Source organism: Pseudomonas sp. RIT411, from assembly GCF_003057735.2.
GTDB lineage: Bacteria > Pseudomonadota > Gammaproteobacteria > Pseudomonadales > Pseudomonadaceae > Chryseomonas > Chryseomonas oryzihabitans.
Map to the genome: position 1 here is coordinate 19,671 of NZ_QBIZ02000021.1, position 21,015 is coordinate 40,685.

Below are 21,015 nucleotides of genomic sequence, written 5' to 3' on the forward strand. Positions count from 1 at the left end.
CCAAACCGACGGCGAGCCACCAGGCGTCCGCCGCTGCGCTCTTACCCCCTCTCCCTCAGGGAGAGGGTTGGGGTGAGGGCCGCCCAGCCCGAGAGCGACTTCCATGCTCAAACTCTGCTTCTACGTCCCCGACTCCCACCTGGAAACCGTCAAGCAGGCGATCTTCGCCGTGGGCGGCGGTCGCATCGGCCGCTATGACAGCTGCTGCTGGCAGGTCCGGGGCCTCGGCCAATTCCGTCCGCTAGCGGGCAGCCAGCCGCATCTGGGCGAGCAGGGCAGTCTCGAACGGGTGGAGGAATGGCGGGTGGAGCTGGTGCTGGCCGACGAACAGCTCGCCCGTCAGGCCGTGGCGGCGCTCAAGACGGCGCATCCCTATGAGACGCCGGCCTATGACGTGATGCAGGTGCTGGATGTCTAGGGTTCAGGGATAGCCCAGGACCGTCTTGATCCGCGCCAGCTCACGCTCGATCCAGCGCGGATCCACCGCGCCCCAGTCGCGAATCTCATAGCCGCCGGCATTGTTGCGGGCGCCTTCGCCCTGCACGAACTGGCAGTCGATATCCAGATCGGCCAGCGCCACCAGGGTGTCCTGGGCGGTGCGCCGCGGCATGCCGGTGGCGGCCATCAGGGCCGGCACGCTGGTGGCGGTACCGCTGGCCACCAGCCAGGCTACATAGAGACGGCGATAGAAGCTGGTCTTGGTCTTGCTCACGTCCATGAGAATCGTCCTGGCAATAAAAAGCCCACCGCGAGGGTGGGCTTCAGGGGCATCAGAGGGTGGCGATGCGCTGCCGCTGGTCCACCAGCTTGGCCAAGGCCTGTTCGGCCTCGGCCAGTTTGGCGCGTTCCTTTTCCAGGACCTCGGCGGGCGCCTTGGCGACGAAGCCTTCGTTGCCCAGCTTGCCGCCGACGCGCTTGACCTCGCCTTCCAGGCGGCCGATCTCCTTGTCCAGGCGCGTCAGTTCCGCGTCCTTGTCGATCAGGCCGGCCATGGGCACCAGCACTTCCATCTCGCCGACCAGGGTGGTGGCGGACATCGGCGCTTCTTCACCGGCGGCCAGCACGCGGACCGATTCCAGCTTGGCCAGCTTGTTCAGCAGCGGCTCGAAATCGGCCAGGCGGCGCTGGTCCTCGGCACTGGCGTTGGCGACGATGATGTCGATGCGCTTGGCCATGGAGATCTTCATCTCGCCACGGATCTGCCGCACGCCCAGCATCAGCGCCTTGACCCACTCGATGTCGCCTTCGGCGGCGACGTCGATGCGCGCCTCGTTTGCCACCGGCCAGGGTTGCAGCATCAGGGTCTCGCCCTGGACGCCGGCCGGCGCCTTGAGGCGCTGCCAGATTTCCTCGGTGATGAAGGGCATGAAGGGGTGCGCCAGGCGCAGCACCACTTCCAGCACCCGCGCCAGGGTGCGGCGGGTGCCGCGCTGGCGTTCGAGGGAGGCGTTCTCGTCCCACAGCACCGGCTTGACCAGCTCTAGGTACCAGGCGCAGTACTCGTCCCAGACGAATTCGTAGAGCGCCTGGGTGGCCAGGTCGAAGCGGAAGGCGTCGAGCTGACGGGTCACCTCCGCCTCAGTGCGCTGCAGCTGGGAGATGATCCAGCGATCCACCGAGGACAGTTCGACGGGTTCGTCGTTGACGCCGGTGTCCTGGCCCTCGACGTTCTCCATGACGAAGTTCGCCGCGTTCCACAGCTTGTTGCAGAAGTTGCGATAGCCCTCGACGCGACCCATGTCGAACTTGATGTCGCGGCCGGTGGTGGCTAGGGAGCAGAAGGTGAATCTCAGGGCGTCGGTGCCGTAGCTGGCGATGCCGTCCGGGAATTCGGCGCGGGTCTGCTTGGCGATCTTCTCGGCCAGCTTGGGCTGCATCAGGCCGCTGGTGCGCTTCTGCAGCAGGGTGTCCAGGTCGATGCCGTCGACGATGTCCAGCGGATCGAGCACGTTGCCCTTGGACTTGGACATCTTCTGGCCCTGGCCGTCGCGCACCAGGCCGTGGACGTAGACGGTCTTGAACGGGATCTGCCCGGTCAGGTGGGTGGACAGCATGATCATCCGGGCGACCCAGAAGAAGATGATGTCGAAGCCGGTGACCAGCACGTCGGTGGGGTGGAAGGTCTTCAGCGCCTCGGTCTGCTCGGGCCAGCCGAGGGTGGAGAAGGTCCACAGGCCGGAACTGAACCAGGTGTCCAGGACGTCGTCGTCCTGGCGCAGGGCGATGTCACCCAGGTCGTGCTTGGCACGCACCTCGGCCTCGTCGCGACCGACGTAGACGTTGCCGGCCTGGTCGTACCAGGCGGGAATGCGGTGGCCCCACCAGAGCTGGCGGCTGATGCACCAGTCCTGGATGTCGCGCATCCAGCTGAAGTACATGTTCTCGTACTGCTTGGGCACGAATTGCACCTCGCCGCTCTCGACCACGGCGATGGCCTTGTCGGCCAGGGGCTTGGTGGAGACGTACCACTGGTCGGTCAGCCAGGGCTCGATCACGGTGCCGGAGCGGTCGCCCTTGGGCACCTTGAGCGCGTGGTCCTCGATCTTTTCCAGGCGCCCGGCGGCGTCCAGGTCGGCGACGATGCGCTTGCGCGCCTCGAAGCGGTCCAAACCGGCGTAGGCGGCGGGGAGGGTGGCGTCGAACATACCGTTGACGCTGCCGTCCAGATTGAACACCTGGGCGCCGGGCAGCACTGCCGCATCGGCGTCGAAGACGTTGATCAGCGGCAGGTTGTGTCGCTTGCCGACTTCATAGTCGTTGAAGTCGTGGGCCGGGGTGATCTTGACGCAACCGGTGCCGAATTCGGGGTCGCAGTAGTCGTCGCCGACGATGGGGATGCGACGGCCCACCAGGGGCAGCTCGACGTACTGGCCGATCAGGTCCTTGTAGCGCGGATCTTCCGGGTGCACGGCCACGGCGGCGTCACCCAGCAGGGTCTCGGGACGGGTGGTGGCGACCACCAGATGGTCCATGCCCTCGGCGGTACGGGCGCCATCGGCCAGCGGATAGCGCAGGTGCCAGAGGTGGCCCTTCTCGTCATGGCTTTCCACTTCCAGGTCGGAAATGGCGGTGTGCAGCTTGGTGTCCCAGTTGACCAGGCGCTTGCCGCGGTAGATCAGGCCGTCCTCGTGCAGGCGTACGAAGGCTTCCTTGACCGCCTCGGAGAGGCCGTCGTCCATGGTGAAGCGCTCGCGCGACCAGTCCACCGAGGAACCCAGGCGGCGGATCTGCCGGCTGATGTTGCCGCCGGATTCGTTCTTCCATTCCCAGACCTTCTCCAGGAATTTCTCCCGGCCCAGGTCATGGCGCGACAGGCCCTCGGCGCCGATGCGGCGCTCCACCAGCATCTGGGTGGCGATGCCGGCGTGGTCGGTGCCCGGCTGCCAGAGGGTGTTGCGACCCTGCATGCGGCGGAAGCGGATCAGGGCGTCCATGATGGCGTTGTTGAAGCCATGGCCCATGTGCAGGCTGCCGGTCACGTTCGGCGGCGGGATCATGATGGTGTAGGGCTCGCCCGACCCCTGGGGCGCGAAATAGCCCTGGCGTTCCCAGGTCTGGTACCAGGAGGTTTCGATGGCGTGCGGCTGGTAGGTCTTGTCCATGGAGGGGGCTTTTGTCGCTGGAAGAGGAAAGCCTCCGAGTATAGCGACTCCGGCCCGCCGACGGCAGGGCGCCTTGGCGCCCCGGGCTCAGGGACGCTGCAGCAATTCTTCCAGGCGCTGCTGCAGGCGGCGCTGCAGTTCGGCTTCCAGGCGCGGCAACTGTTCGTCGAGCAGTTCCTGGAGGATGGCCGGCGCCTCCTGGCGCAGACGCACCTGGGCCAGGTCTTCGTGGGGCGCGCTGGGCGTCACCTCTTCGATGACGTCCGGCACGATCTGGTCGAGCAGCGGTGGGATGGCCTTGAGCCGCTCGGCGCTGGGGGCGATGACGTCGGAGAGGATGGGGATGCCATCGACGCTGCTCGGATGGACCGCGCTACGGCTCTTGTCGAGCACCTGGCGGATGGCTTCGAGGTCTTGCAGGACGTGCGCGGGAGGCTTGGTGCTGGTCATGAAATCAGACACGTGACAGCTGATGGTCCTGTAGAGCATAGCCAAGCTTGCGGTAGAAGCGAAAACCTTCGCGCATCGCCTGGCGCACTTCGGGGGCTTCGACGACCACTTCGGCGATGCGGGCGAAACCCGCATGGCAGGGCGGCGGGGCCAGGCTGAGGTTGATCAGCAGCTCGCCTTGTTGCTCGGCGGGCGTGGTCAGACCCAGCACCACGGGGCTGTCGCTGGCGTTCTCCGCCAGATCGTGGGGAACGAAGCTGTCGGGACGGAACGCCCACAGCTGCTCGTCCAGGCGCTGGCGCTGCTCGGCGTCGGCGCAATGTACATAGACCGGCATGCCCTGCTTCCAGGCCTTGTCCACCAGCCGGCAGGCGAAGGCCAGCCGCGCCGCGGGATCGGTGGAAGGCAGAACGTAGAAGTCGACACGGGTCATGGCGGATCACGAAGAAGGGGAGGGAAGCGGCAAGGCCGCGACGCAGTGGCGTCGCGGCCTCTATAGGCGTTAGCACGTGTTCAAAGTCTCGCGAGCTAGAGCCAAACAAGGCGAAAAGACCTGAGGAAGCGGAGTTTACAAAACGTAAATGAGCATTCCGAAGGTCTTTTCAACGCCGTTTGGCCGACGCGCAGCAGACTTTGAACAGGTGCTTAGGCCTCGGCGGTGCGGTCGAGCAGATACTGCACCAGCAGCGGGACCGGGCGACCGGTGGCGGCCTTGTCCTTGCCGCCGCTGATCCAGGCGGTACCGGCCACGTCCAGGTGGACCCAGGGATAGGCCTTGGCATAGCGCGCCAGGAAGCAGCCGGCGGTGATGGTGCCGGCCTTGGGGCCGCCGATGTTGGCCATGTCGGCGAAGGGGCTGTCCAGCTGCTCCTGGTACTCGTCGTGCAACGGCAGTTGCCAGACGCGGTCGTCGGCGCGATCGCCGGCCTGCTTGACCTGGTCGATCAGGGCGTCGTCGTTGCCCATCAGGCCCGAGACCAGCGAACCCAGGGCGGTGATGCAGGCCCCGGTGAGGGTGGCGATGTCGATCACCGCCTTGGGCTGGAAGCGCTCGGCGTAGGTGAGGGTGTCGCACAGCACCAGGCGGCCTTCGGCGTCGGTGTTGAGGATCTCGATGGTCTGGCCGCTCATGCTGGTGACGATGTCACCCGGACGGGTGGCGGTGCCGCTGGGCATGTTCTCGGCCAGGGCCAGGAGGCCTACCACGTTGATCGCCGGCTTGAGTTCCATGAGGGCGCGGAAGGTGCCCAGGACGCTGGCGGCGCCGCACATGTCGTACTTCATCTCGTCCATGCCGGCGCTGGGCTTGATGCTGATGCCGCCGGTGTCGAAGGTGATGCCCTTGCCGACCAGGGTGTAGGGCTGGGCATTCTTGGCGCCGCCCTTGTACTGCAGCACCACCAGGCGCGGCGGCTGGGCGCTGCCCTGGGCCACGGCGAGGAAGGAGCCCATGCCCAGTTCGCGCATCTTCTTCTCGTCGAGCACCTCGACGGAGAGCCCGGCGTCCTTGAACTGCTTGCCCAGGGCCTTGGCCTGATCGGCCACATAGACCGGGTTGCAGACGTTCGGCGGCAGGTTGCCGAAGTCCTTGGCGTAGGCGGTGCCGTGGGTGATCGCCAGGGCATGGGCCAGGGCGCGCTCGGCTTCCGGCTGGGAGGCCTTGGTGGTGACCAGGGTCAGCTTCTTCAGCGGCCGCGGCTCGGCCTTCTTGCTCTTGAAGCGATCGAAGACGTAGTCGCCATCGGCCAGGGTCTCGGCCAGCAGGCGCAGACGGGCATAGCCGTCGCGATTCTTGACCGGCACATCGCCCAGGGCGATGGCGGCGTCGCTGCCGCCCAGGCTCTTGAGCACGCCCAGGGCGCCGCTGGCCAGCTTGCGGTACTGGCGGTCGGAAAGCCCTTCACTGGCGCCGCTACCCACCAGCAGCACGCGCTCGGCCTTGATGCCGGGCAGATTGGTCAGCAGCAGGGTCTGGCCGGCCTTGCCGGCGATGTCGCCGCGCTTGACCGCCGCGCTCAGGGCGCCGGAGGTGGCGGCGTCCACGGCGCTGGCCGCTGCGTCGAGCGCACCGCCTTCACCGACGGCCACGACCAGCGTGGCGGTTTTCAGGGTTTCCGGACGAGCGTTTTTGACGACGAATTCCATTAGGAGAAGCTCCCCAAGACAAACACATGAGTTCGCAGGATATAATGCGGGGCTTTCGCCAGGGCCTTTCCCGGCGATCGGCCTTCAACGGGTGGGCCTTGCAACGCAAGCCATGCAGCCGAGCTAGTGTGAGCGTTCGCGCCAGAGCCTGACAACCCTGGAGAATCCTGTTTGATCGTCTTCCGCTATCTGTCTCGAGAAGTTCTCACCACCCTCGGTGCGGTCAGTGCCGTGCTGCTGGTGATCATCATGAGCGGCCGCTTCATCAAGTACCTGGCCCAGGCGGCCCAGGGCCTGCTGGATCCGGGCGTGCTCCTGCTCATCATGGCCTATCGCATCCCCGGCTTCCTGCAGCTGATCCTGCCGCTGGGCCTGTTTCTCGGCTTCCTGCTGGCCTATGGTCGGCTGTACCTGGACAGCGAGATGACCGTGCTGACCGCCACCGGCATGAGTCCGCGCCGCCTGCTGGCCTACAGCATGGCCCCGGCCGCGGTGGTCGCCCTGATCGTCGCCTGGCTGAGTCTGTCGCTGGCGCCCCTGGGCGTGCAGAAGGTCACCACCATCCTCAACCAGCAGGATGCCATGACCGAGTTCGATACCCTCGAACCGGGTCGCTTCCAGTCCCTGAGGGACAACTCTCGCGTCACCTACACCGAGCGCCTGTCGGCGGATCGCAGCCAGCTGGGCGGGGTCTTCATTTCCGAGCGCAACACCTCCACCGCCGGCGGCAAGGACCGTGGCGTGGGCGTGCTGGTGGCCGACACCGGCCGGCAGGAAATCCACCCGGACGGCAGTCGCTACCTGATCCTGCAGAACGGCTTCCGCTACGACGGCGTGCCGGGCCAGGCCGACTACCGCGCGGTGCAGTACGACACCTACGGTGTGCTCCTGCCCAAGCCCGCGGTCAGCGAGGACATCAGCGAGCGTGATGCCGTGACCACCGGCGAGCTGATGCGCAGCAACGACCTGCAGTACCGCGGCGAGCTGCAGTGGCGGCTGTCGCTGCCGATCCTGGTCTTCATCGTCACCCTCATCGCCGTGCCCCTGGCCAAGGTCAATCCGCGCCAGGGCCGCTTCCTCAAGCTGCTGCCAGCGATCCTGCTGTACATGGCCTATCTGTCGCTGCTGATCGCCGCCCGTGGCGCCCTGGACAAGGGCCGCCTGCCGCCGGCCATCGGGCTGTGGGGCGTGCACCTGCTGTTCCTGGTACTCGGCCTGCTGTTGGCCTTCTGGGAACCGCTCAAGGCGCGTCTGCGCGGTCACAAGCCGGAGGTAGCGGCATGAACAAGCTCGATTGGTACATAGGTCGCACCGTCTTCGTCAGCATCCTCGCGGTACTGGGGGTGATCGTCGGTCTGGCCCTGCTGTTCGCCTTCATCGACCAGCTCGGCGACTTCGACGACAACTACGGCGTCGCCGAGGCGCTCAAGTTCGTCCTGCTCACCACGCCGCGCCGGGCCTACGAGATGCTGCCCATGGCCGCGCTGATCGGCTGCCTGATCGGCCTGGGCACCCTGGCCAGCAGCAGCGAGCTGATCGTGATGCGCGCCGCTGGCGTCTCCCTGGGGCGCATCGTCTGGGCGGTGATGAAGCCGATGTTCGTGCTGCTCATCGCCGGCATCCTGATCGGCGAGTACGTGGCGCCCTGGTCGGAGAACCTGGCGCAGAGCGGTCGGGCCCTGGCCCAGAGCGCCGGCAAGGCACAGAGTTCGCGCCACGGTCTCTGGCATCGTCAGGGGCACGAATACACCCACGTCAACGCGGTGCAGCCCAATGGCCTGCTCCTGGGCGTGACGCGCTACGAATTCGACGATAATCGCCACCTGCTGCAATCCAGCTTCGCCCAGCGCGGCATCTATCGTGGCGATCACTGGGAGCTGGAAAACGTCAGCATCACCGACTTCGGCAATCGCCAGACCAGTGTGCGCCAGGAACCCAAGGTCACCTGGAACGTCGAGCTGACCCCGCAGGTGCTCGACACCGTGATCATGGAGCCGGATGCGCTGTCGATCTCCGGGCTGTGGTGGTACATCCACTACCTGGCCGATCAGGGCCTGAGCAACAAGAGCTACTGGCTGGCGTTCTGGTCGAAGATCTTCCAGCCGCTGGTGACCGCCGCCCTGGTGCTGATGGCGATCTCCTTCATCTTCGGCCCGCTGCGCTCGGTGACCCTGGGACAGCGGATCTTCACCGGGGTGATCATCGGCTTCGCCCTGCGGATCTTCCAGGATCTGCTGGGGCCGTCCAGCCTGGTGTTCGGCTTCTCGCCGCTGCTGGCCGTGCTGGCACCGGCGCTGCTCTGCGCCGTGGCCGGGGTGCTCTTGCTGCGCCGGGCCGGCTAGGGCCCGGCGGCGCCGTCCGCTAGGCGGCGCCCTTGCTCACGACCGGTTGCGGCTGCAGCCAGCCGGCGTGGGCTTCGCAGAAGCTCAGGATTCGCTGCACGCGGCGGATCTGATCCCGATGGCGGCATTCGCCCACCACGGTACGCACCAGCAGATCGACGTTCTGCATGTGGATCAGGCGCAGATCCGCGCTCATGTCGGGGCAGGCTTCCATCTCGTCCATGCGCGTCTCGCAACGCGAGAGCAGGCGCTCGATGAAGGCGGTGGAGAAGCGAGCGGGGGTCTGGGCCGTTTCCAGGTCCTTGACCGCCACCTGGGAGAGAGGGGAGAGCGTTTCCATGCGCAAGATCTCGCGTCCGTATCGATGTCTTACTATTGCATGCTTTGCCCTCGGGTTTCAGCTGCCGGTTGTCAGCTGGCTATCCGGTCGTTTGCCGGGCTCAGCGCGGATGTCCCGGCGTTTTGACGCCACCTCGAGCAGCGCTGACCGCGCCTTAAGATAAGACTGCTTCTGCTGCAGATCGGCCGGATGATCGATGGTGAGTCCGGCCAGATAGCGCTGCCAGGCGATCAGGTAGGCCTTCTGCGCATTGCGCAGCAGGCGATCCTGGCCGGTGGGTAACTGGCCCGTAGCCTGCTTTTCTTCGGCAGCGGCCTGGGTCTGGCAGCTGTTCAGCCGCTGGCGAAAGTCCGCCAAGCGCCCCAGCTCGCCCGCCAGGCGGGCATTGTTGCCGTGCAGCACCAGCAATTCGCAGCCATAGAGCGCACTGTGCAACCGTGCCTGCAGGGTCCAGCTGGGCGAGCGATCCAGGTCGACAGCTGCACCGGCTGGCTGGGCCGGTTGCTGTACGGCGCAGCCTTGCAGTCCAAGCAACAGGACGATCAGCAGTGGTGCGGTTCGCCTCATACCTAGCCCTCGCTAAACAGATCGAGAATGCGAGCCTACTGGTAGCGTTCCCATTCGTGATACTTGTCCATCAGGTAATTCCCGACCGGCTGCCGCTTCTGGCAGTCCTCACCGCTCAGCGGACTCGGCTCGCAGATCGGGCCGGCATCGCTGTAGTGACTGCAGCCGGACAGTAGCAGTGCGAGGCCAAGCAATATCCATTTCAACTTCAACAGGCATCCTTCCTCATGATGAAAGCGGGAGTGGGGTGATCAAGAGCGTGCCTGATCAACGGGGCGGCGCATTCGTAAAGGTACAGAAGGCGCAGCGAGTGGAGACCCTCCAAGGCTGCGTATCTCGCAAATTCGGCCAATCTGTATGAATTGACCGTCTTGCTGCCCGGGTACCATACCCCTCCTGTCCTGATAGAGGCCGTCATGCAACTGAGCGACATTCCATTCGGAATCACTGATTGGTCGACAATCGAACCTGTAGTCCATGCGGGAACGACCGGCTCGGCTGTTTGGCGTACCTGCCAGTTTGGGGCAATACGAGTCCGCATGGTCGAGTACAGTGAGAGTTACCTTGCCGATCACTGGTGCAGCAAGGGGCACATCCTGCTGTGCCTGGACGGTCGATTGGATACCGAGCTGGTCGATGGTCGCGTCTTCACCTTGACCGCTGGCATGAGCTACCAAGTGGCCGACAATGCCGAGGCCCACAGATCCTCTACCGCGATTGGCGCCAGATTGTTCATCGTGGACTGAGGCTCGTCTCGAGGCCGCAACCCGGGCGCCCCAGGCACAAAAAAACCGCCTCAAGGGGCGGTTTCTTCGGCCTCCAGCCAACACGGAGAAGGCCTGGAAGGTACAGCTTGGTGCCCCGGGGGAGACTCGAACTCCCACTCCTTTCGGAAACGGATTTTGAATCCGCCGCGTCTACCGGTTCCGCCACCGGGGCAATGGCGGCGGAGTATAGGGACGCGGGCAGGCCCGGTCAATCCAAAGTGCGTTGGTGAAAAAGGCCGCTTCCGGTAAGCTGTGCGGCCTTTCGAGATCTACCTGCCATGCACGTCGCCGACTTCCATTTCGACCTCCCCGAATCCCTCATCGCCCGTCATCCGCTGGCCGAGCGCCGCGGCAGTCGATTACTGGTGCTCGACGGCCCCAGCGGTGAGCTCAGCCATCGTCACTTCGCCGATCTGCTGGGCTATCTGCGGCCCGGCGACCTGATGGTGTTCAACGACACCCGGGTGATACCCGCGCGGCTGTTCGGCCAGAAGGCCAGTGGCGGCAAGCTGGAGATCCTGGTGGAGCGGGTGCTGGACGAGGAGCGGGTGCTGGCCCATGTGCGGTCCAGCAAGTCGCCCAAACCGGGCGGCCGCATCCTCATCGACGGCGGCGCCGAGGCCGAGATGGTGGCGCGCCACGAGGCGCTGTTCGAGCTGAAATTCGCCGAGCCGGTGCTGCCGCTGCTGGAGCGGGTCGGCCACATGCCGCTGCCGCCCTATATCGACCGGCCTGACGAAGCCGAGGATCGCGAGCGCTACCAGACCGTCTATGCGCGCAATGCCGGCGCCGTGGCCGCGCCCACTGCCGGACTGCACTTCGACGAGCCGCTGCTGGAGGCCATCCGCGCCAAGGGCGTGGCGACCGCCTTCGTCACCCTGCACGTCGGTGCCGGCACCTTCCAGCCGGTGCGGGTGGAACGGATCGAAGACCACCACATGCACCGCGAGTGGCTGCAGGTCGACCAGGCCGTGGTGGATGCCGTGGCCGCCTGCCGCGCCCGGGGTGGCCGGGTGATCGCCGTTGGCACCACCAGCGTGCGTTCGCTGGAAAGCGCCGCCCGTGACGGCGAGCTCAAGGCCTTCGCCGGCGAGACGGACATCTTTCTCTATCCCGGTCGGCCCTTCCACGTGGTCGATGCGCTGGTGACCAACTTCCACCTGCCCGAGTCGACCCTGCTGATGCTGGTGTCGGCCTTTGCCGGTTACCGCGAGACCATGGCCGCCTATGCCACGGCCGTGGCCGAGGGCTATCGCTTCTTCAGTTATGGCGACGCCATGTTCATCACCCGCAATCCCGGGGCCCAGGGCCCGGAGAGCTGATATGAGTTTCATGAATTTCGAATTGCTGGCCACCGAGGGCAAGGCCCGTCGCGGTCGCCTGACCTTTCCCCGCGGCGTGGTCGAGACCCCGGCCTTCATGCCGGTCGGTACCTACGGCACGGTCAAGGGCATGCTGCCCGACAGCGTCGCCGACATCGGCGCCCAGATCATCCTCGGCAACACCTTCCACCTCTGGCTGCGCCCAGGGACCGAGGTGATCCAGCGCCATGGCGACCTGCACGACTTCATGCAGTGGCAGGGGCCGATCCTCACCGATTCGGGCGGCTTCCAGGTGTTCAGCCTGGGCGCGCTGCGCAAGATCAAGGAGGAGGGCGTCTACTTCGCCTCGCCGGTGGACGGTGCCAAGGTCTTCATGGGGCCCGAGGAGTCCATGGCGGTGCAACGCGCCCTGGGCTCGGACATCGTGATGATCTTCGACGAGTGCACCCCTTATCCTGCCGACTTCGACACCGCGCGCCGCTCCATGGAGCTGTCGCTGCGCTGGGCCAAGCGCTCCCGCGAAGCCCATGGCGACAACCCCTCGGCGCTGTTCGGCATCGTCCAGGGTGGCATGCACGAAGAGCTGCGCCTGAGGTCCCTGGAGGGCCTGGAAGGCATCGGCTTCGACGGTTACGCCATCGGCGGCCTGTCGGTGGGCGAGCCCAAGGAAGAGATGATCCGGGTGCTGGACTTCCTGCCGCCGCACCTGCCGGCGGACAAGCCGCGCTACCTGATGGGCGTGGGCAAGCCGGAAGACCTGGTGGAAGGCGTGCGCCGTGGCGTCGACATGTTCGATTGCGTGATGCCCACCCGCAACGCGCGCAACGGCCATCTGTTCATCGACACCGGTGTCCTCAAGCTGCGCAATGCCGTGCACCGTCACGACGAGACGCCACTGGATCCTACCTGCGACTGTTACACCTGCAAACATTTCTCCCGGGCCTATCTGCACCATCTGGATAAATGCGGGGAAATGCTGGGGAGTATGCTGAATACGATCCACAACCTGCGGTATTACCAGCGCGTGATGGCCGGTTTGCGCCAGGCTATCCAAGAGGGTAAATTGGCCGACTTTGTGGACGCCTTCTATGCTCGGCGCGGCCTGCCTACGCCGCCGCTCGACAGCTGAAAGCCCCTGTCCGATCGCCCTGGCGAAACGGCGCTCGCGCGTCCTTCGTCAGGGGCGTGAGCAGGGTCTCGAGGCGGTCGGAACGGCGGCGAGCGACCCCCGGCATCTCTTCTTTTTCCGTCATCCAACTCTGCAAGGAGTAGTGCAATGAGTTTTCTGATTTCCACGGCCCAGGCCCAGGAAGCTGCCGCGCCGGCCGCCAACGCTGCACCGGGAGGTGAATACATTCAGTTCATCTTCCTGATCGGCTTCGTGGTGATCTTCTATTTCCTGATCTGGCGTCCCCAGGCCAAGCGCACCAAGGATCACAAGAACCTGATCGGCGGCCTGCAGAAGGGTGACGAAGTGGTGACCACCGGTGGCATCGCCGGTCGCATCAACAAGGTCACCGACGAGTTCGTGGTGCTGGAAGTGTCCGACAACGTCGAGCTCAAGTTCCAGAAGGGCGCCATTGCCGCGACCCTGCCGAAGGGCACCCTGAAGGCCCTCTGAGTCTTCCTCAATCTAGCTAATATCGGGGCGCGCAAGGCGCCCCGCCTTTATCTCGGGCGGTGTCATGCTCAACAAATATCCCCTCTGGAAGTACCTGCTGATCCTGGCCGTACTGGTCGTGGGCGTCATCTATTCGGTTCCTAATCTGTACCCCGACGATCCGGCCCTGCAGATCAGCGCTTCCAGCACCGAACGCACGGTGACCCCTGCCGATGTGCAGCGGGTGAACGCGGCTCTGGCGCAGGCGCAACTCGCCGTGAAATCCAGCGACGTCAACGAGAGCGGCAGCCGGGTGCTGATCCGCCTGATGCGCGCCGACGATCAGCTGCCGGCCCAGGAAGTGGTCCGCCGCACCCTTGGCGACGACTTCGTGGTCGCCCTGAACCTGGCGCCCACCACCCCGCAGTGGCTGCGCAAGCTCGGTGCCAGCCCCATGAAGCTGGGCCTGGACCTGTCCGGTGGTGTGCACTTCCTGCTGGCTGTGGACATGGACAAGGCCGTGGACGCGCGCCTGAAGGTCTATGACAACGAGGTCAAGACCCTGCTGCGTCGCGAGAAGGTGCGCTATCGCAGCATGCCCGACCAGAACGGCGCCCTGCAGCTGGGCTTCACCGATGCCGCCGATCTGCAGCAGGCGCAGAGCCTGATCCGCAAGAACTACACCGATTTCGAGCTGACCACCGACACCCGTGGTGACCTGCAGGTGCTGCGTCTGCAGCTGACCGAGGCCAAGCTGCGCGAGATCCGCAACTATGCCGTCACCCAGAACCTGACCACGGTGCGCAACCGGGTCAACGAACTGGGCGTGGCCGAGCCGCTGGTGCAGCGCCAGGGCGCCGACCGCATCGTGGTCGAGCTGCCGGGCGTGCAGGACACCGCCGAAGCCAAACGCATCCTCGGCAAGACCGCCAACCTGGAATTCCGCCTGGCCGCCACCGCGGACACCCCGCGCGCCTCCACCGAGAGCTTCGAATTCCGCGAGCCTGGTCGTCCGGCGGTACCGCTGGAGCGTAACGTCATCATCACCGGTGACCAGGTCACCGACGCCTCGGCCAGCTTCGACGAGAACGGCCGGCCCCAGGTCAACATCCGCCTGGATGGCCATGGCGGCGACCTGATCAACCGCGCCACCCGCAGCAACGTCGGCCGCAGCATGGCCGTGGTGTTCATCGAGCAGCGTCCGGTCACCCGCTACACCACCCAGACCGTCGACGGCGTACAGAAGGAAGTGGCGGTGCCCGGCTTCGAGGAGGAGCGGCGCATCATCAGCCTGGCGACCATTCAGTCGGCCCTGGGCAACAGCTTCCGCATCACCGGCCTGAACGGCTCGGGCGAGGCTTCGGAACTGGCGCTGCTGCTGCGTGCCGGTGGCCTGGCCGCACCCATGTACTTCGCCGAGGAGCGCACCCTCGGCCCAAGCCTGGGTGCCGACAACATCGAGAAGGGTATCGATGCCTCGCTGTGGGGCATGGTCTTCGTCTCGCTGTTCCTGATCGCCATCTACCGCTTCTTCGGCCTGCTGGCGACCATCGCCCTGGGCTTCAACATGGTGCTGCTGATGGCTCTGATGTCCATCCTGCATGCCACCCTGACCCTGCCGGGCATCGCCGGTATCGTCCTGACCATGGGTCAGGCGGTGGACGCCAACGTGCTGATCTTCTCGCGGATCCGCGAAGAGATCGCCAACGGCATGCCGATCCAGCGCGCCATCCATGAGGGCTTCAGTCGCGCCTTCACGGCGATCCTGGACTCCAACCTGACGACCCTGCTGGTGGGCGCCATCCTGTTCGCCATGGGCACCGGGCCGGTCAAGGGCTTCGCCGTGACCATGTCGCTGGGTATCTTCACCTCCCTGTTCACCGCCATCTTCGTGACCCGTGCCATGGTCAACCTGATTTATGGCGGCCGGAACGTCAAGAAGCTGTGGATTTGAGGACGCGGCGATGAAAAAGACCATCAACTTCATGGGCGTACGCAACATCGCGTTCGCCATCACCGCGCTCCTGACCGTTCTGGCGCTGTTCAGCTGGTTCTACAAGGGGCTGAACTTCGGCCTGGACTTCACCGGCGGTACCCTGATCGAGCTGCGCTACGAGCAACCCGCCGACCTCGGCAAGATCCGTCAGGAGCTGCAGGGCGCCGGCTTCGAGGAGGCGGTGGTGCAGAGCTTCGGCGCCACCACCGATGTCCTGGTCCGGATGCCGGGTGACAACCCGCAGCTGGGCCAGCAGGTGACCAGCGCGTTGCAGAAGGCGAGCACCGAGCGCTTCTCCCTGACCCGTACCGAGTTCGTCGGTCCGCAGGTGGGCGAGGAACTGCGTGACCAGGGCGGCCTGGGCATGCTGCTGGCCCTGGGTAGCGTGCTGGTCTACGTGGCCTTCCGCTTCCAGTGGAAGTTCGCCGTGGGCGCGATCATTTCGCTGGTGCACGACGTGGTGGTGACCCTGGGCCTGCTGTCGTTCTTCCAGATCACCTTCGACCTGACGGTGCTGGCGGCGGTCCTGGCCATCATCGGCTACTCGCTCAACGACACCATCGTGGTGTTCGACCGGGTGCGGGAGAACTTCCGGGTACTGCGCAAGGCCAGTCTGATCGAGAACATCAACGTCTCGACCACCCAGACCCTGCTGCGCACCCTGGCCACCTCGATCTCGACCCTGCTGGCCGTGGCGGCGCTGCTGTTCTTTGGCGGCGACAACCTGTTCGGCTTCTCCCTGGCGCTGTTCATCGGCGTGCTGGCCGGTACCTACTCGTCGATCTATATCGCCAACGTGGTGCTGATCTGGCTGGACCTGAAGAGCGAGGACCTGATTCCCCCGCAAGCCAAGGAACTCGACGACCGTCCCTGATGTCCCAGGCATGGCAAAGGGCCAGGTGCCCGCTATGACAGAGTAGTCAGGAGGTTGTAGTGAACAAGTCGATGCTCGTAGGTACGGTTCTGGGAGCCATCGTCGCCACCGCTGGTGGCGCCGTGGCGTACAGTTTCGTCGACCGCGGGCCTCAGTACGCCGAGGTCGTCGCCGTCCAGCCGGTCAAGGAAACGGTCAAGACCCCGCGCGAGGTCTGCAAGGAGGTCGCGGTGACGCATCGGCGGCCTGTTCAGGACCAACACCAGATCGCCGGGACCGCCGTAGGCGCGGTCGTCGGCGGTCTGCTGGGCAACCAGGTCGGCAACGGCAGCGGCAAGACCCTGGCGACTATCGCCGGTGCCGTGGGCGGTGGTTACGCCGGCAACAAGGGTCAGGAATACATGCAGAACCGCGACACCTACACCACCACCCAGACCCGCTGCAGCACGGTCAACGACAGCAGCGACAAGGTGGTCGGCTATGACGTCAAGTACCTGCTGGATGGCAAGATCGGCCAGGTCCGCATGGACCACGAGCCGGGCAAGCAACTGGAAGTCAAGAACGGCCAGGTGCTGGCCAGCCAGTGATCCGCGTAGCCGGCTGAAGCCACTGGGCTTCAGCCAACAAAAAACCCGCTGCCAGGTGACTGGCAGCGGGTTTTTTATTGGCTCTTGCGCGGTGATCCGAAAGCTCTGCCGCGCCGGCCAGGGCGCGCAGGGCGCCCTGGCCGGTGTCGTCATTTAGACGGCGGGGCGGGGGGTTTCTGCTTTGGGCCGAAGCCACCGCCGGGCGGAGATCCACGCCGGCGCCTCGAACAGACCGTTGATGCCGCGGGCTTCCAGCAGCTTGGCGATGGCCACCGGCACCAGGATGCCGAAGGCGCAACCGGCGACGATGTGCAGCAGGCCGTCGTTGATGTGCAGGCCCTTGCTCAGGACGATGCGGGCGCCACTGCCGCTGAGCACGTGCATCACGTAGATGGGCATCGACAGCGCGCCCAGGGTCAGCACCCATTGCAGCGGCCGCTGTGCCAGCACCATGCAGGTGGCGCTGACGAAGACGATGCCGTTCAGCGCCAGCACCAGGGTGGCCAGGCCACGATCGGTGTAGACCAGGCCCAGCAGGCCGTGGAACCAGTATTCGAGCACCACGAACAGCAGACCCGAACCCAGCATCACGCGACCGGCCTGTTCCTCGATGGCCTGCTTGAAGTTGTTGAACCAGACGCCGAAGGCGAAGAACACGAAGTTCTGCGCGGTAAAGGTGAAGAAGAAGTCTTCCGGGCCGGCGTTCTGGAACAGATAGACCAGGGCGCCAAAGGCGAACACGGCGAAGAAGGCCAGCGGCTTAGCCCAGCGATAGGCGAGCATGGCCAGGCAGAACACCAGGAACAGCGCATAGAGGAACCAGAACTGCTGGCGTGGCTCCCAGACCGTCAGGACTTCGCTGAAGCTGACGCCGCCATTGGTGTAGCGCGACATCAGCGCCTCCACCGAGCCCTGCAGCAGCGACCAGACCAGGAAGGGATAGACGATGGTGTCGATCTTGTTCACCAGCAGGCCGCCGGTGCCGCGCTTGATGAAGGAGCTGTAGAAGAACAGGCCGGACAGGAAGAAGAACAGCGGCATGTGGAAGCTGTAGATGACGCTGTCCACCAGGCCGTGGAATTCGGCGTCCTGCAGGATGCCGGCGTTGAGCAGGCCGCGGACGACATGGCCGTAGACGACCAGCACGATGCCTATGGCTTTGGCATAGTCGACCCAGAGATTGCGAGTGTTCATTGAATGATCCTTTTCAAAAGAGAACCTGTGCAGCTGAAGCCAAAGCACTGGGGCAAACGAAAGCGGGAACGCTGCGGCGCCAGGGCGCGCGTTGCGACAGGTTCGGTCATGGTAGGACTCCCGAAGGAACGACGTCCGTAAGTAGCCGGTTACAGGAAGGGGCTCCTTGCCCGCGTTCTGACCGTGGCTATCTGCCATTGTTCATGGCTTGTTTCCGGCCATACGTGAACGGGGCAACACTTTGATGGCCAAAGGCCCAATTGTCCGACGAGCTGTAACCGGATGTTTAGAGAGAATCTTTGACGAACTGCAGCTGCTTCTCCTTGAGCAGGGGCTCGTAGCGCGGCGAGGTATAGATCAGCAGGACCTGCTTCTTGCGTGCCGCCTGGGCGCTGAACTTGTAGACGACGGTGTCGTGATCGAAGGCCAGATAGGCCTGGGCGTCGTCGTCCTGGGTCAGGCGCTCGAAGGCGGCGGCTGACGACTGAGAAGAGGGCTTGCCGTATTTCTGGGTGAGGCCTTCGGCGATCAGGAAGGACTGCGCCAGGGGCGTGACGATGGACAGGCGCAGGAAGCGGCCATCGATAAAGAAGGCGCCGGCCTCGACCTTTTCACCGGCGAAGGTCAGGTCAGTGCACTCGAAATACTCGACGCCGACGACGTCGATCTTGCGCGGCTGGAAGGTGCAGAGCTTTTTCGCCAGAAAGGCTTTCTGCTCGGTGCCGAAGGCGATCCCGGCGTAGCCGTCGACGGCCTGGGCCAGCGCCGGGACAAGCGCCAGTAGCGCCAACAGGGGCGCGCGCAGAGGCGACAGGTAGGACCTGACGGTCATGGTGATCCGGATTCCCTTCACGAAGGCCCTTGGGCCTACTCAACCCGACGGATGCTAAGAGCTCCGCCGGGGCTTTGCCACCGCTGTCGACGGCTTTTGTCGAGAGGTTCAGGGTTGGCGTCAGGCGATGCCGGGCGGAATCTGGTCCTTGCCGTAATCCTTGAGCTTTTCCAGATTTTCCGGCTTCTGGTGCTCGGGGACGTCGTCGCCGTCGGCGGGGGTGTCCAGGGGTTCCTGATCGCGGGTGTCTTCGCTCATGGCAGCGCTCTCGGCAGGGGATGTCCGACTTTGAGGGGGGCGCCGACCCGGCGGTTCCGCAGCGTCAGGCGCTGCCGTCGTCGCTGAGCCAGCCTTCGCGGTGGGCCAGGCGCCAGGCGAGCAGGGCGGAGATCAGGCCGCGCAGCGCCATGAAGGCGAGAAAGGCCAGCCACAGGCCGTGGTTGCCGAGGCCGCGCAGCAGCCAGCCGAGCGGCAGCGCCAGCAACAGGGCCAGCAGCATCGAGTTGCGCATCTCCCGGGCGCGGGTGGCGCCGATGAAGAGGCCATCCAGCAGGTAGCTGACCATGGCGATCAGCGGCAGCACGGCCAGATAGGGCAGGTAGGCGTGAGCCGCCTCGCGTACCGCGGCGATGTCGCTCTGCAGGGCGACGAACAGATCGCCGCCCAGGGCGAAGGCCAGGGCGAAGCCGAGGCTGGCCAGCAGTGACCAGCCACCGGCGATCACCAGCACCCGGCGTAGGGTGGCGCCCTCGTGCGCGCCCAGGGCATGGCCGGCCAGGGCCTCCACCGCATGGGCGAGGCCGTCGAGGGCGAAGGCGGTGACCAGCAGGCCATTGAGCAGCAGGGCGTTGACCGCCACCGTGGTCTCGCCCAGCTGGGCGCCCTGGGCGGCGAACAGCAGGAACACCGCCTGCAGCGCCAGGGAGCGGATGAAGATGTCGCGATTGACCGCCAGCAGCGGTCGCCAGCTGGCGAGGCGACGCAGCGCCGGGCGGTCGATCCGGCCGGGCCACAGCCGCAGGCGGCGCAGCACCAGCCAGAGGCCGAGCAGCATGCCGCTCCATTCCGCCAGCACCGAGGCCAGGGCGATGCCCTGCACCCCGGCGCCGAGGCCGAGCACGAAGCCGGTCACCAGCAGCAGGTTCAGGGCATTGGTGGTGAGCAGCAGCACCAGCGGCGTGCGCGCATCCTGGGTACCGAGCAGCCAGCCGATCACCGCGTAGCTGAGCAGCGCCGCGGGCAGGCCGAGCAGGCGCAGGTGCAGGAAGCGCGCGGCCAGGTCGGCGAAGGCGGGATCCAGGCCGAGCCAGGCGAGCAACGGCTCCAGCGCCAGGCTGGCGGCCAGCAGCAGGAGCAGCGACAGACCCAGCCCGAGCAGGCCGGCCTGCAGGAGGATCTGGCGCAGGGCGGCGCCCTCGCGGCGGCCGCTGGCCTGGGCGGCGAAGCCGGTGGTGCCCATGCGCAGGAAGCCGAGGATGCCCAGCAGGGCGGTGTAGAAGGCGCCGCCCATGGCCACCGCGGCGAGTTGACGGGCTTCGGGCAGATGACCGGCGATGGCGCTGTCGACCAGGGTCACCAGCGGCACGCTGAGATTGGACAGGATCATCGGCGCGGCCAGGGCCCAGACGCGGCGGTGCAACAGGGGGTGACGCCAGTCGGCAAGCAGGGTGGACATGGGCTAATCGCAGCGGCGGCGGAGGGGGCATTGTAGGCCAGCCGGCCCGGGTGGTCCTCCGCCGCAGCGCCTGCGGGGGTCAGTCCAGTTGACCGCCGCCTTCGCGCAGGTCCGCCCGGGTGGTTGCCGCGCAGGTCAGCGCCAGGCGCAGACCTGCGATCAGGGTCTCCAGGGCCATGGACGGCGCGCCGGGCTGAGCGGCGGCCTGGGCCGACAGGTAGGGAATATGGATGAAGCCGCCGCGTACCCCGCTGCCCTGCAGGCGATGCTGCAGGCCGTAGAAGACGTGGTTGCAGACGAAGGTACCGGCGGTCTGGGACACCGCCGCGGGAATGCCGGCGTCGCGCAGGACCCGGGTCATGGCCTTGATCGGCAGGGTGCTGAAATAGGCCGCCGGGCCACCAGCCACCACCGGCTCGTCGATGGGCTGGCGTCCGGCGTTGTCGGGGATGCGGGCGTCGTCGACGTTGATGGCGATGCGCTCCAGCGACAGCTCGGCCCGCCCGCCGGCCTGGCCGACCGCCACCACCAGGGTCGGGCGATGGCGCTCGAGCAGCTCATCCAGCACCCGGAGCGCGGTGCCGAATTCGGTCGGCAGCTGCGCCGCGACCACCGGCAGATCGCCGAGGCACTCGCCATCCAGCCGGCGCACGGCTTCCCAGGAGGGGTTGAGGGTCTCGCCGCCAAAGGGCGCGAAACCGGTGAGCAACAGGGTCATGGGA

General features: G+C 65.8%; 23 protein-coding genes and 1 tRNA gene. 10 read left to right on the forward strand and 14 right to left on the reverse strand.

All coding sequences use genetic code 11. From position 1 onward, the window contains the following. The first annotated feature begins 103 nt into the window (after positions 1 to 103). On the forward strand, positions 104 to 418 hold the full coding sequence (locus DBY63_RS21490) for an NGG1p interacting factor NIF3 (RefSeq protein ID WP_108582815.1): 315 nt from the start codon (positions 104 to 106) through the stop codon (positions 416 to 418). A 3-nt stretch (positions 419 to 421) separates the two neighbouring features. Here the strand turns inward: DBY63_RS21490 and DBY63_RS21495 are convergent, their stop codons facing one another. The 5 genes from DBY63_RS21495 to DBY63_RS21515 form a co-directional block, all read right to left on the reverse strand. Further along, positions 422 to 718, reverse strand: a complete 297-nt coding sequence (locus tag DBY63_RS21495; protein ID WP_042136335.1) for a winged helix-turn-helix domain-containing protein — start codon at positions 716 to 718, stop codon at positions 422 to 424. A gap of 52 nt (positions 719 to 770) precedes the next feature. Then, positions 771 to 3,602 (reverse strand): valine--tRNA ligase, encoded by a 2,832-nt coding sequence (locus tag DBY63_RS21500; RefSeq protein WP_108582816.1) that lies wholly within the window; start codon positions 3,600 to 3,602, stop codon positions 771 to 773. 87 nt (positions 3,603 to 3,689) lie between these two features. Beyond that, a complete protein-coding gene (locus DBY63_RS21505; protein WP_027597233.1) occupies positions 3,690 to 4,052 on the reverse strand; it encodes a hypothetical protein in 363 nt (120 codons plus the stop codon). A 4-nt stretch (positions 4,053 to 4,056) separates the two neighbouring features. Beyond that, positions 4,057 to 4,485: a DNA polymerase III subunit chi gene (locus tag DBY63_RS21510; protein ID WP_027597232.1), complete on the reverse strand. Its 429-nt coding sequence runs from the start codon at positions 4,483 to 4,485 to the stop codon at positions 4,057 to 4,059. A gap of 212 nt (positions 4,486 to 4,697) precedes the next feature. Beyond that, entirely contained in the window at positions 4,698 to 6,197 is a 1,500-nt protein-coding gene (locus tag DBY63_RS21515; protein WP_027602456.1) for a leucyl aminopeptidase, read from the reverse strand. Positions 6,198 to 6,368: 171 nt separating this feature from the next. Here DBY63_RS21515 and lptF point away from each other — a divergent pair, with 171 nt between their 5' ends. Further along, on the forward strand, positions 6,369 to 7,481 hold the full coding sequence (gene lptF / locus DBY63_RS21520) for an LPS export ABC transporter permease LptF (RefSeq protein WP_027602457.1): 1,113 nt from the start codon (positions 6,369 to 6,371) through the stop codon (positions 7,479 to 7,481). Further along, positions 7,478 to 8,539: an LPS export ABC transporter permease LptG gene (gene lptG / locus DBY63_RS21525; protein ID WP_007162971.1), complete on the forward strand. Its 1,062-nt coding sequence runs from the start codon at positions 7,478 to 7,480 to the stop codon at positions 8,537 to 8,539. Before lptF ends, lptG begins: the two co-directional genes overlap by 4 nt. 19 nt (positions 8,540 to 8,558) lie before the next feature. On the opposite strand, the gene DBY63_RS21530 is transcribed toward lptG, so the two are convergent. The 3 genes from DBY63_RS21530 to DBY63_RS24915 are packed head-to-tail and all read right to left on the reverse strand — an operon-like array spanning position 8,559 to position 9,658. Continuing rightward, positions 8,559 to 8,879 carry a hypothetical protein gene (locus DBY63_RS21530; RefSeq protein ID WP_007162970.1) on the reverse strand — a complete coding sequence of 107 codons (321 nt, stop codon included), beginning with the start codon at positions 8,877 to 8,879 and terminating at the stop codon, positions 8,559 to 8,561. Positions 8,880 to 8,936: 57 nt separating this feature from the next. Next, positions 8,937 to 9,446 (reverse strand): hypothetical protein, encoded by a 510-nt coding sequence (locus DBY63_RS21535; RefSeq protein ID WP_108582817.1) that lies wholly within the window; start codon positions 9,444 to 9,446, stop codon positions 8,937 to 8,939. A gap of 35 nt (positions 9,447 to 9,481) precedes the next feature. Continuing rightward, a complete protein-coding gene (locus DBY63_RS24915) occupies positions 9,482 to 9,658 on the reverse strand; it encodes a hypothetical protein (protein WP_158541740.1) in 177 nt (58 codons plus the stop codon). A 204-nt stretch (positions 9,659 to 9,862) separates the two neighbouring features. On the opposite strand from DBY63_RS24915, the gene DBY63_RS21540 reads away from it, so the two are divergent. Beyond that, entirely contained in the window at positions 9,863 to 10,192 is a 330-nt protein-coding gene (locus tag DBY63_RS21540) for a DHCW motif cupin fold protein (protein ID WP_027602459.1), read from the forward strand. A gap of 108 nt (positions 10,193 to 10,300) precedes the next feature. On the opposite strand, the gene DBY63_RS21545 is transcribed toward DBY63_RS21540, so the two are convergent. Next, a tRNA-Leu gene (locus tag DBY63_RS21545) sits at positions 10,301 to 10,385 on the reverse strand. A 106-nt stretch (positions 10,386 to 10,491) separates the two neighbouring features. Between DBY63_RS21545 and queA the strand changes: the two genes are divergently transcribed. From queA to DBY63_RS21575, 6 genes are all read left to right on the forward strand, one after another. Next, positions 10,492 to 11,535, forward strand: coding sequence for a tRNA preQ1(34) S-adenosylmethionine ribosyltransferase-isomerase QueA (queA, locus tag DBY63_RS21550; protein WP_108582818.1), 1,044 nt, complete (start codon positions 10,492 to 10,494; stop codon positions 11,533 to 11,535). Between the two features lie 10 nt (positions 11,536 to 11,545). Further along, positions 11,546 to 12,664 (forward strand): tRNA guanosine(34) transglycosylase Tgt, encoded by a 1,119-nt coding sequence (gene tgt / locus DBY63_RS21555; protein ID WP_007162952.1) that lies wholly within the window; start codon positions 11,546 to 11,548, stop codon positions 12,662 to 12,664. Positions 12,665 to 12,811: 147 nt separating this feature from the next. Then, entirely contained in the window at positions 12,812 to 13,156 is a 345-nt protein-coding gene (yajC, locus tag DBY63_RS21560) for a preprotein translocase subunit YajC (protein WP_007162951.1), read from the forward strand. A 64-nt stretch (positions 13,157 to 13,220) separates the two neighbouring features. Further along, positions 13,221 to 15,089 (forward strand): protein translocase subunit SecD, encoded by a 1,869-nt coding sequence (gene secD, locus DBY63_RS21565; RefSeq protein WP_027597225.1) that lies wholly within the window; start codon positions 13,221 to 13,223, stop codon positions 15,087 to 15,089. Between the two features lie 10 nt (positions 15,090 to 15,099). Beyond that, on the forward strand, positions 15,100 to 16,005 hold the full coding sequence (gene secF, locus DBY63_RS21570; RefSeq protein WP_027597224.1) for a protein translocase subunit SecF: 906 nt from the start codon (positions 15,100 to 15,102) through the stop codon (positions 16,003 to 16,005). Between the two features lie 59 nt (positions 16,006 to 16,064). Beyond that, positions 16,065 to 16,592 carry a glycine zipper 2TM domain-containing protein gene (locus DBY63_RS21575; protein ID WP_007162948.1) on the forward strand — a complete coding sequence of 176 codons (528 nt, stop codon included), beginning with the start codon at positions 16,065 to 16,067 and terminating at the stop codon, positions 16,590 to 16,592. Positions 16,593 to 16,745: 153 nt separating this feature from the next. On the opposite strand, the gene DBY63_RS21580 is transcribed toward DBY63_RS21575, so the two are convergent. From DBY63_RS21580 to pcp, 5 genes are all read right to left on the reverse strand, one after another. After that, positions 16,746 to 17,786 carry an acyltransferase gene (locus DBY63_RS21580; RefSeq protein WP_027602462.1) on the reverse strand — a complete coding sequence of 347 codons (1,041 nt, stop codon included), beginning with the start codon at positions 17,784 to 17,786 and terminating at the stop codon, positions 16,746 to 16,748. Positions 17,787 to 18,072: 286 nt separating this feature from the next. Then, a complete protein-coding gene (locus DBY63_RS21585) occupies positions 18,073 to 18,618 on the reverse strand; it encodes a hypothetical protein (RefSeq protein ID WP_044342753.1) in 546 nt (181 codons plus the stop codon). Positions 18,619 to 18,738: 120 nt separating this feature from the next. Continuing rightward, entirely contained in the window at positions 18,739 to 18,876 is a 138-nt protein-coding gene (locus DBY63_RS25055; protein ID WP_007159685.1) for a hypothetical protein, read from the reverse strand. A 64-nt stretch (positions 18,877 to 18,940) separates the two neighbouring features. Then, on the reverse strand, positions 18,941 to 20,293 hold the full coding sequence (locus DBY63_RS21590) for an MATE family efflux transporter (protein ID WP_108582819.1): 1,353 nt from the start codon (positions 20,291 to 20,293) through the stop codon (positions 18,941 to 18,943). Positions 20,294 to 20,372: 79 nt separating this feature from the next. After that, positions 20,373 to 21,011, reverse strand: a complete 639-nt coding sequence (gene pcp, locus DBY63_RS21595) for a pyroglutamyl-peptidase I (RefSeq protein ID WP_108582820.1) — start codon at positions 21,009 to 21,011, stop codon at positions 20,373 to 20,375. Positions 21,012 to 21,015: the final 4 nt, after the last annotated feature.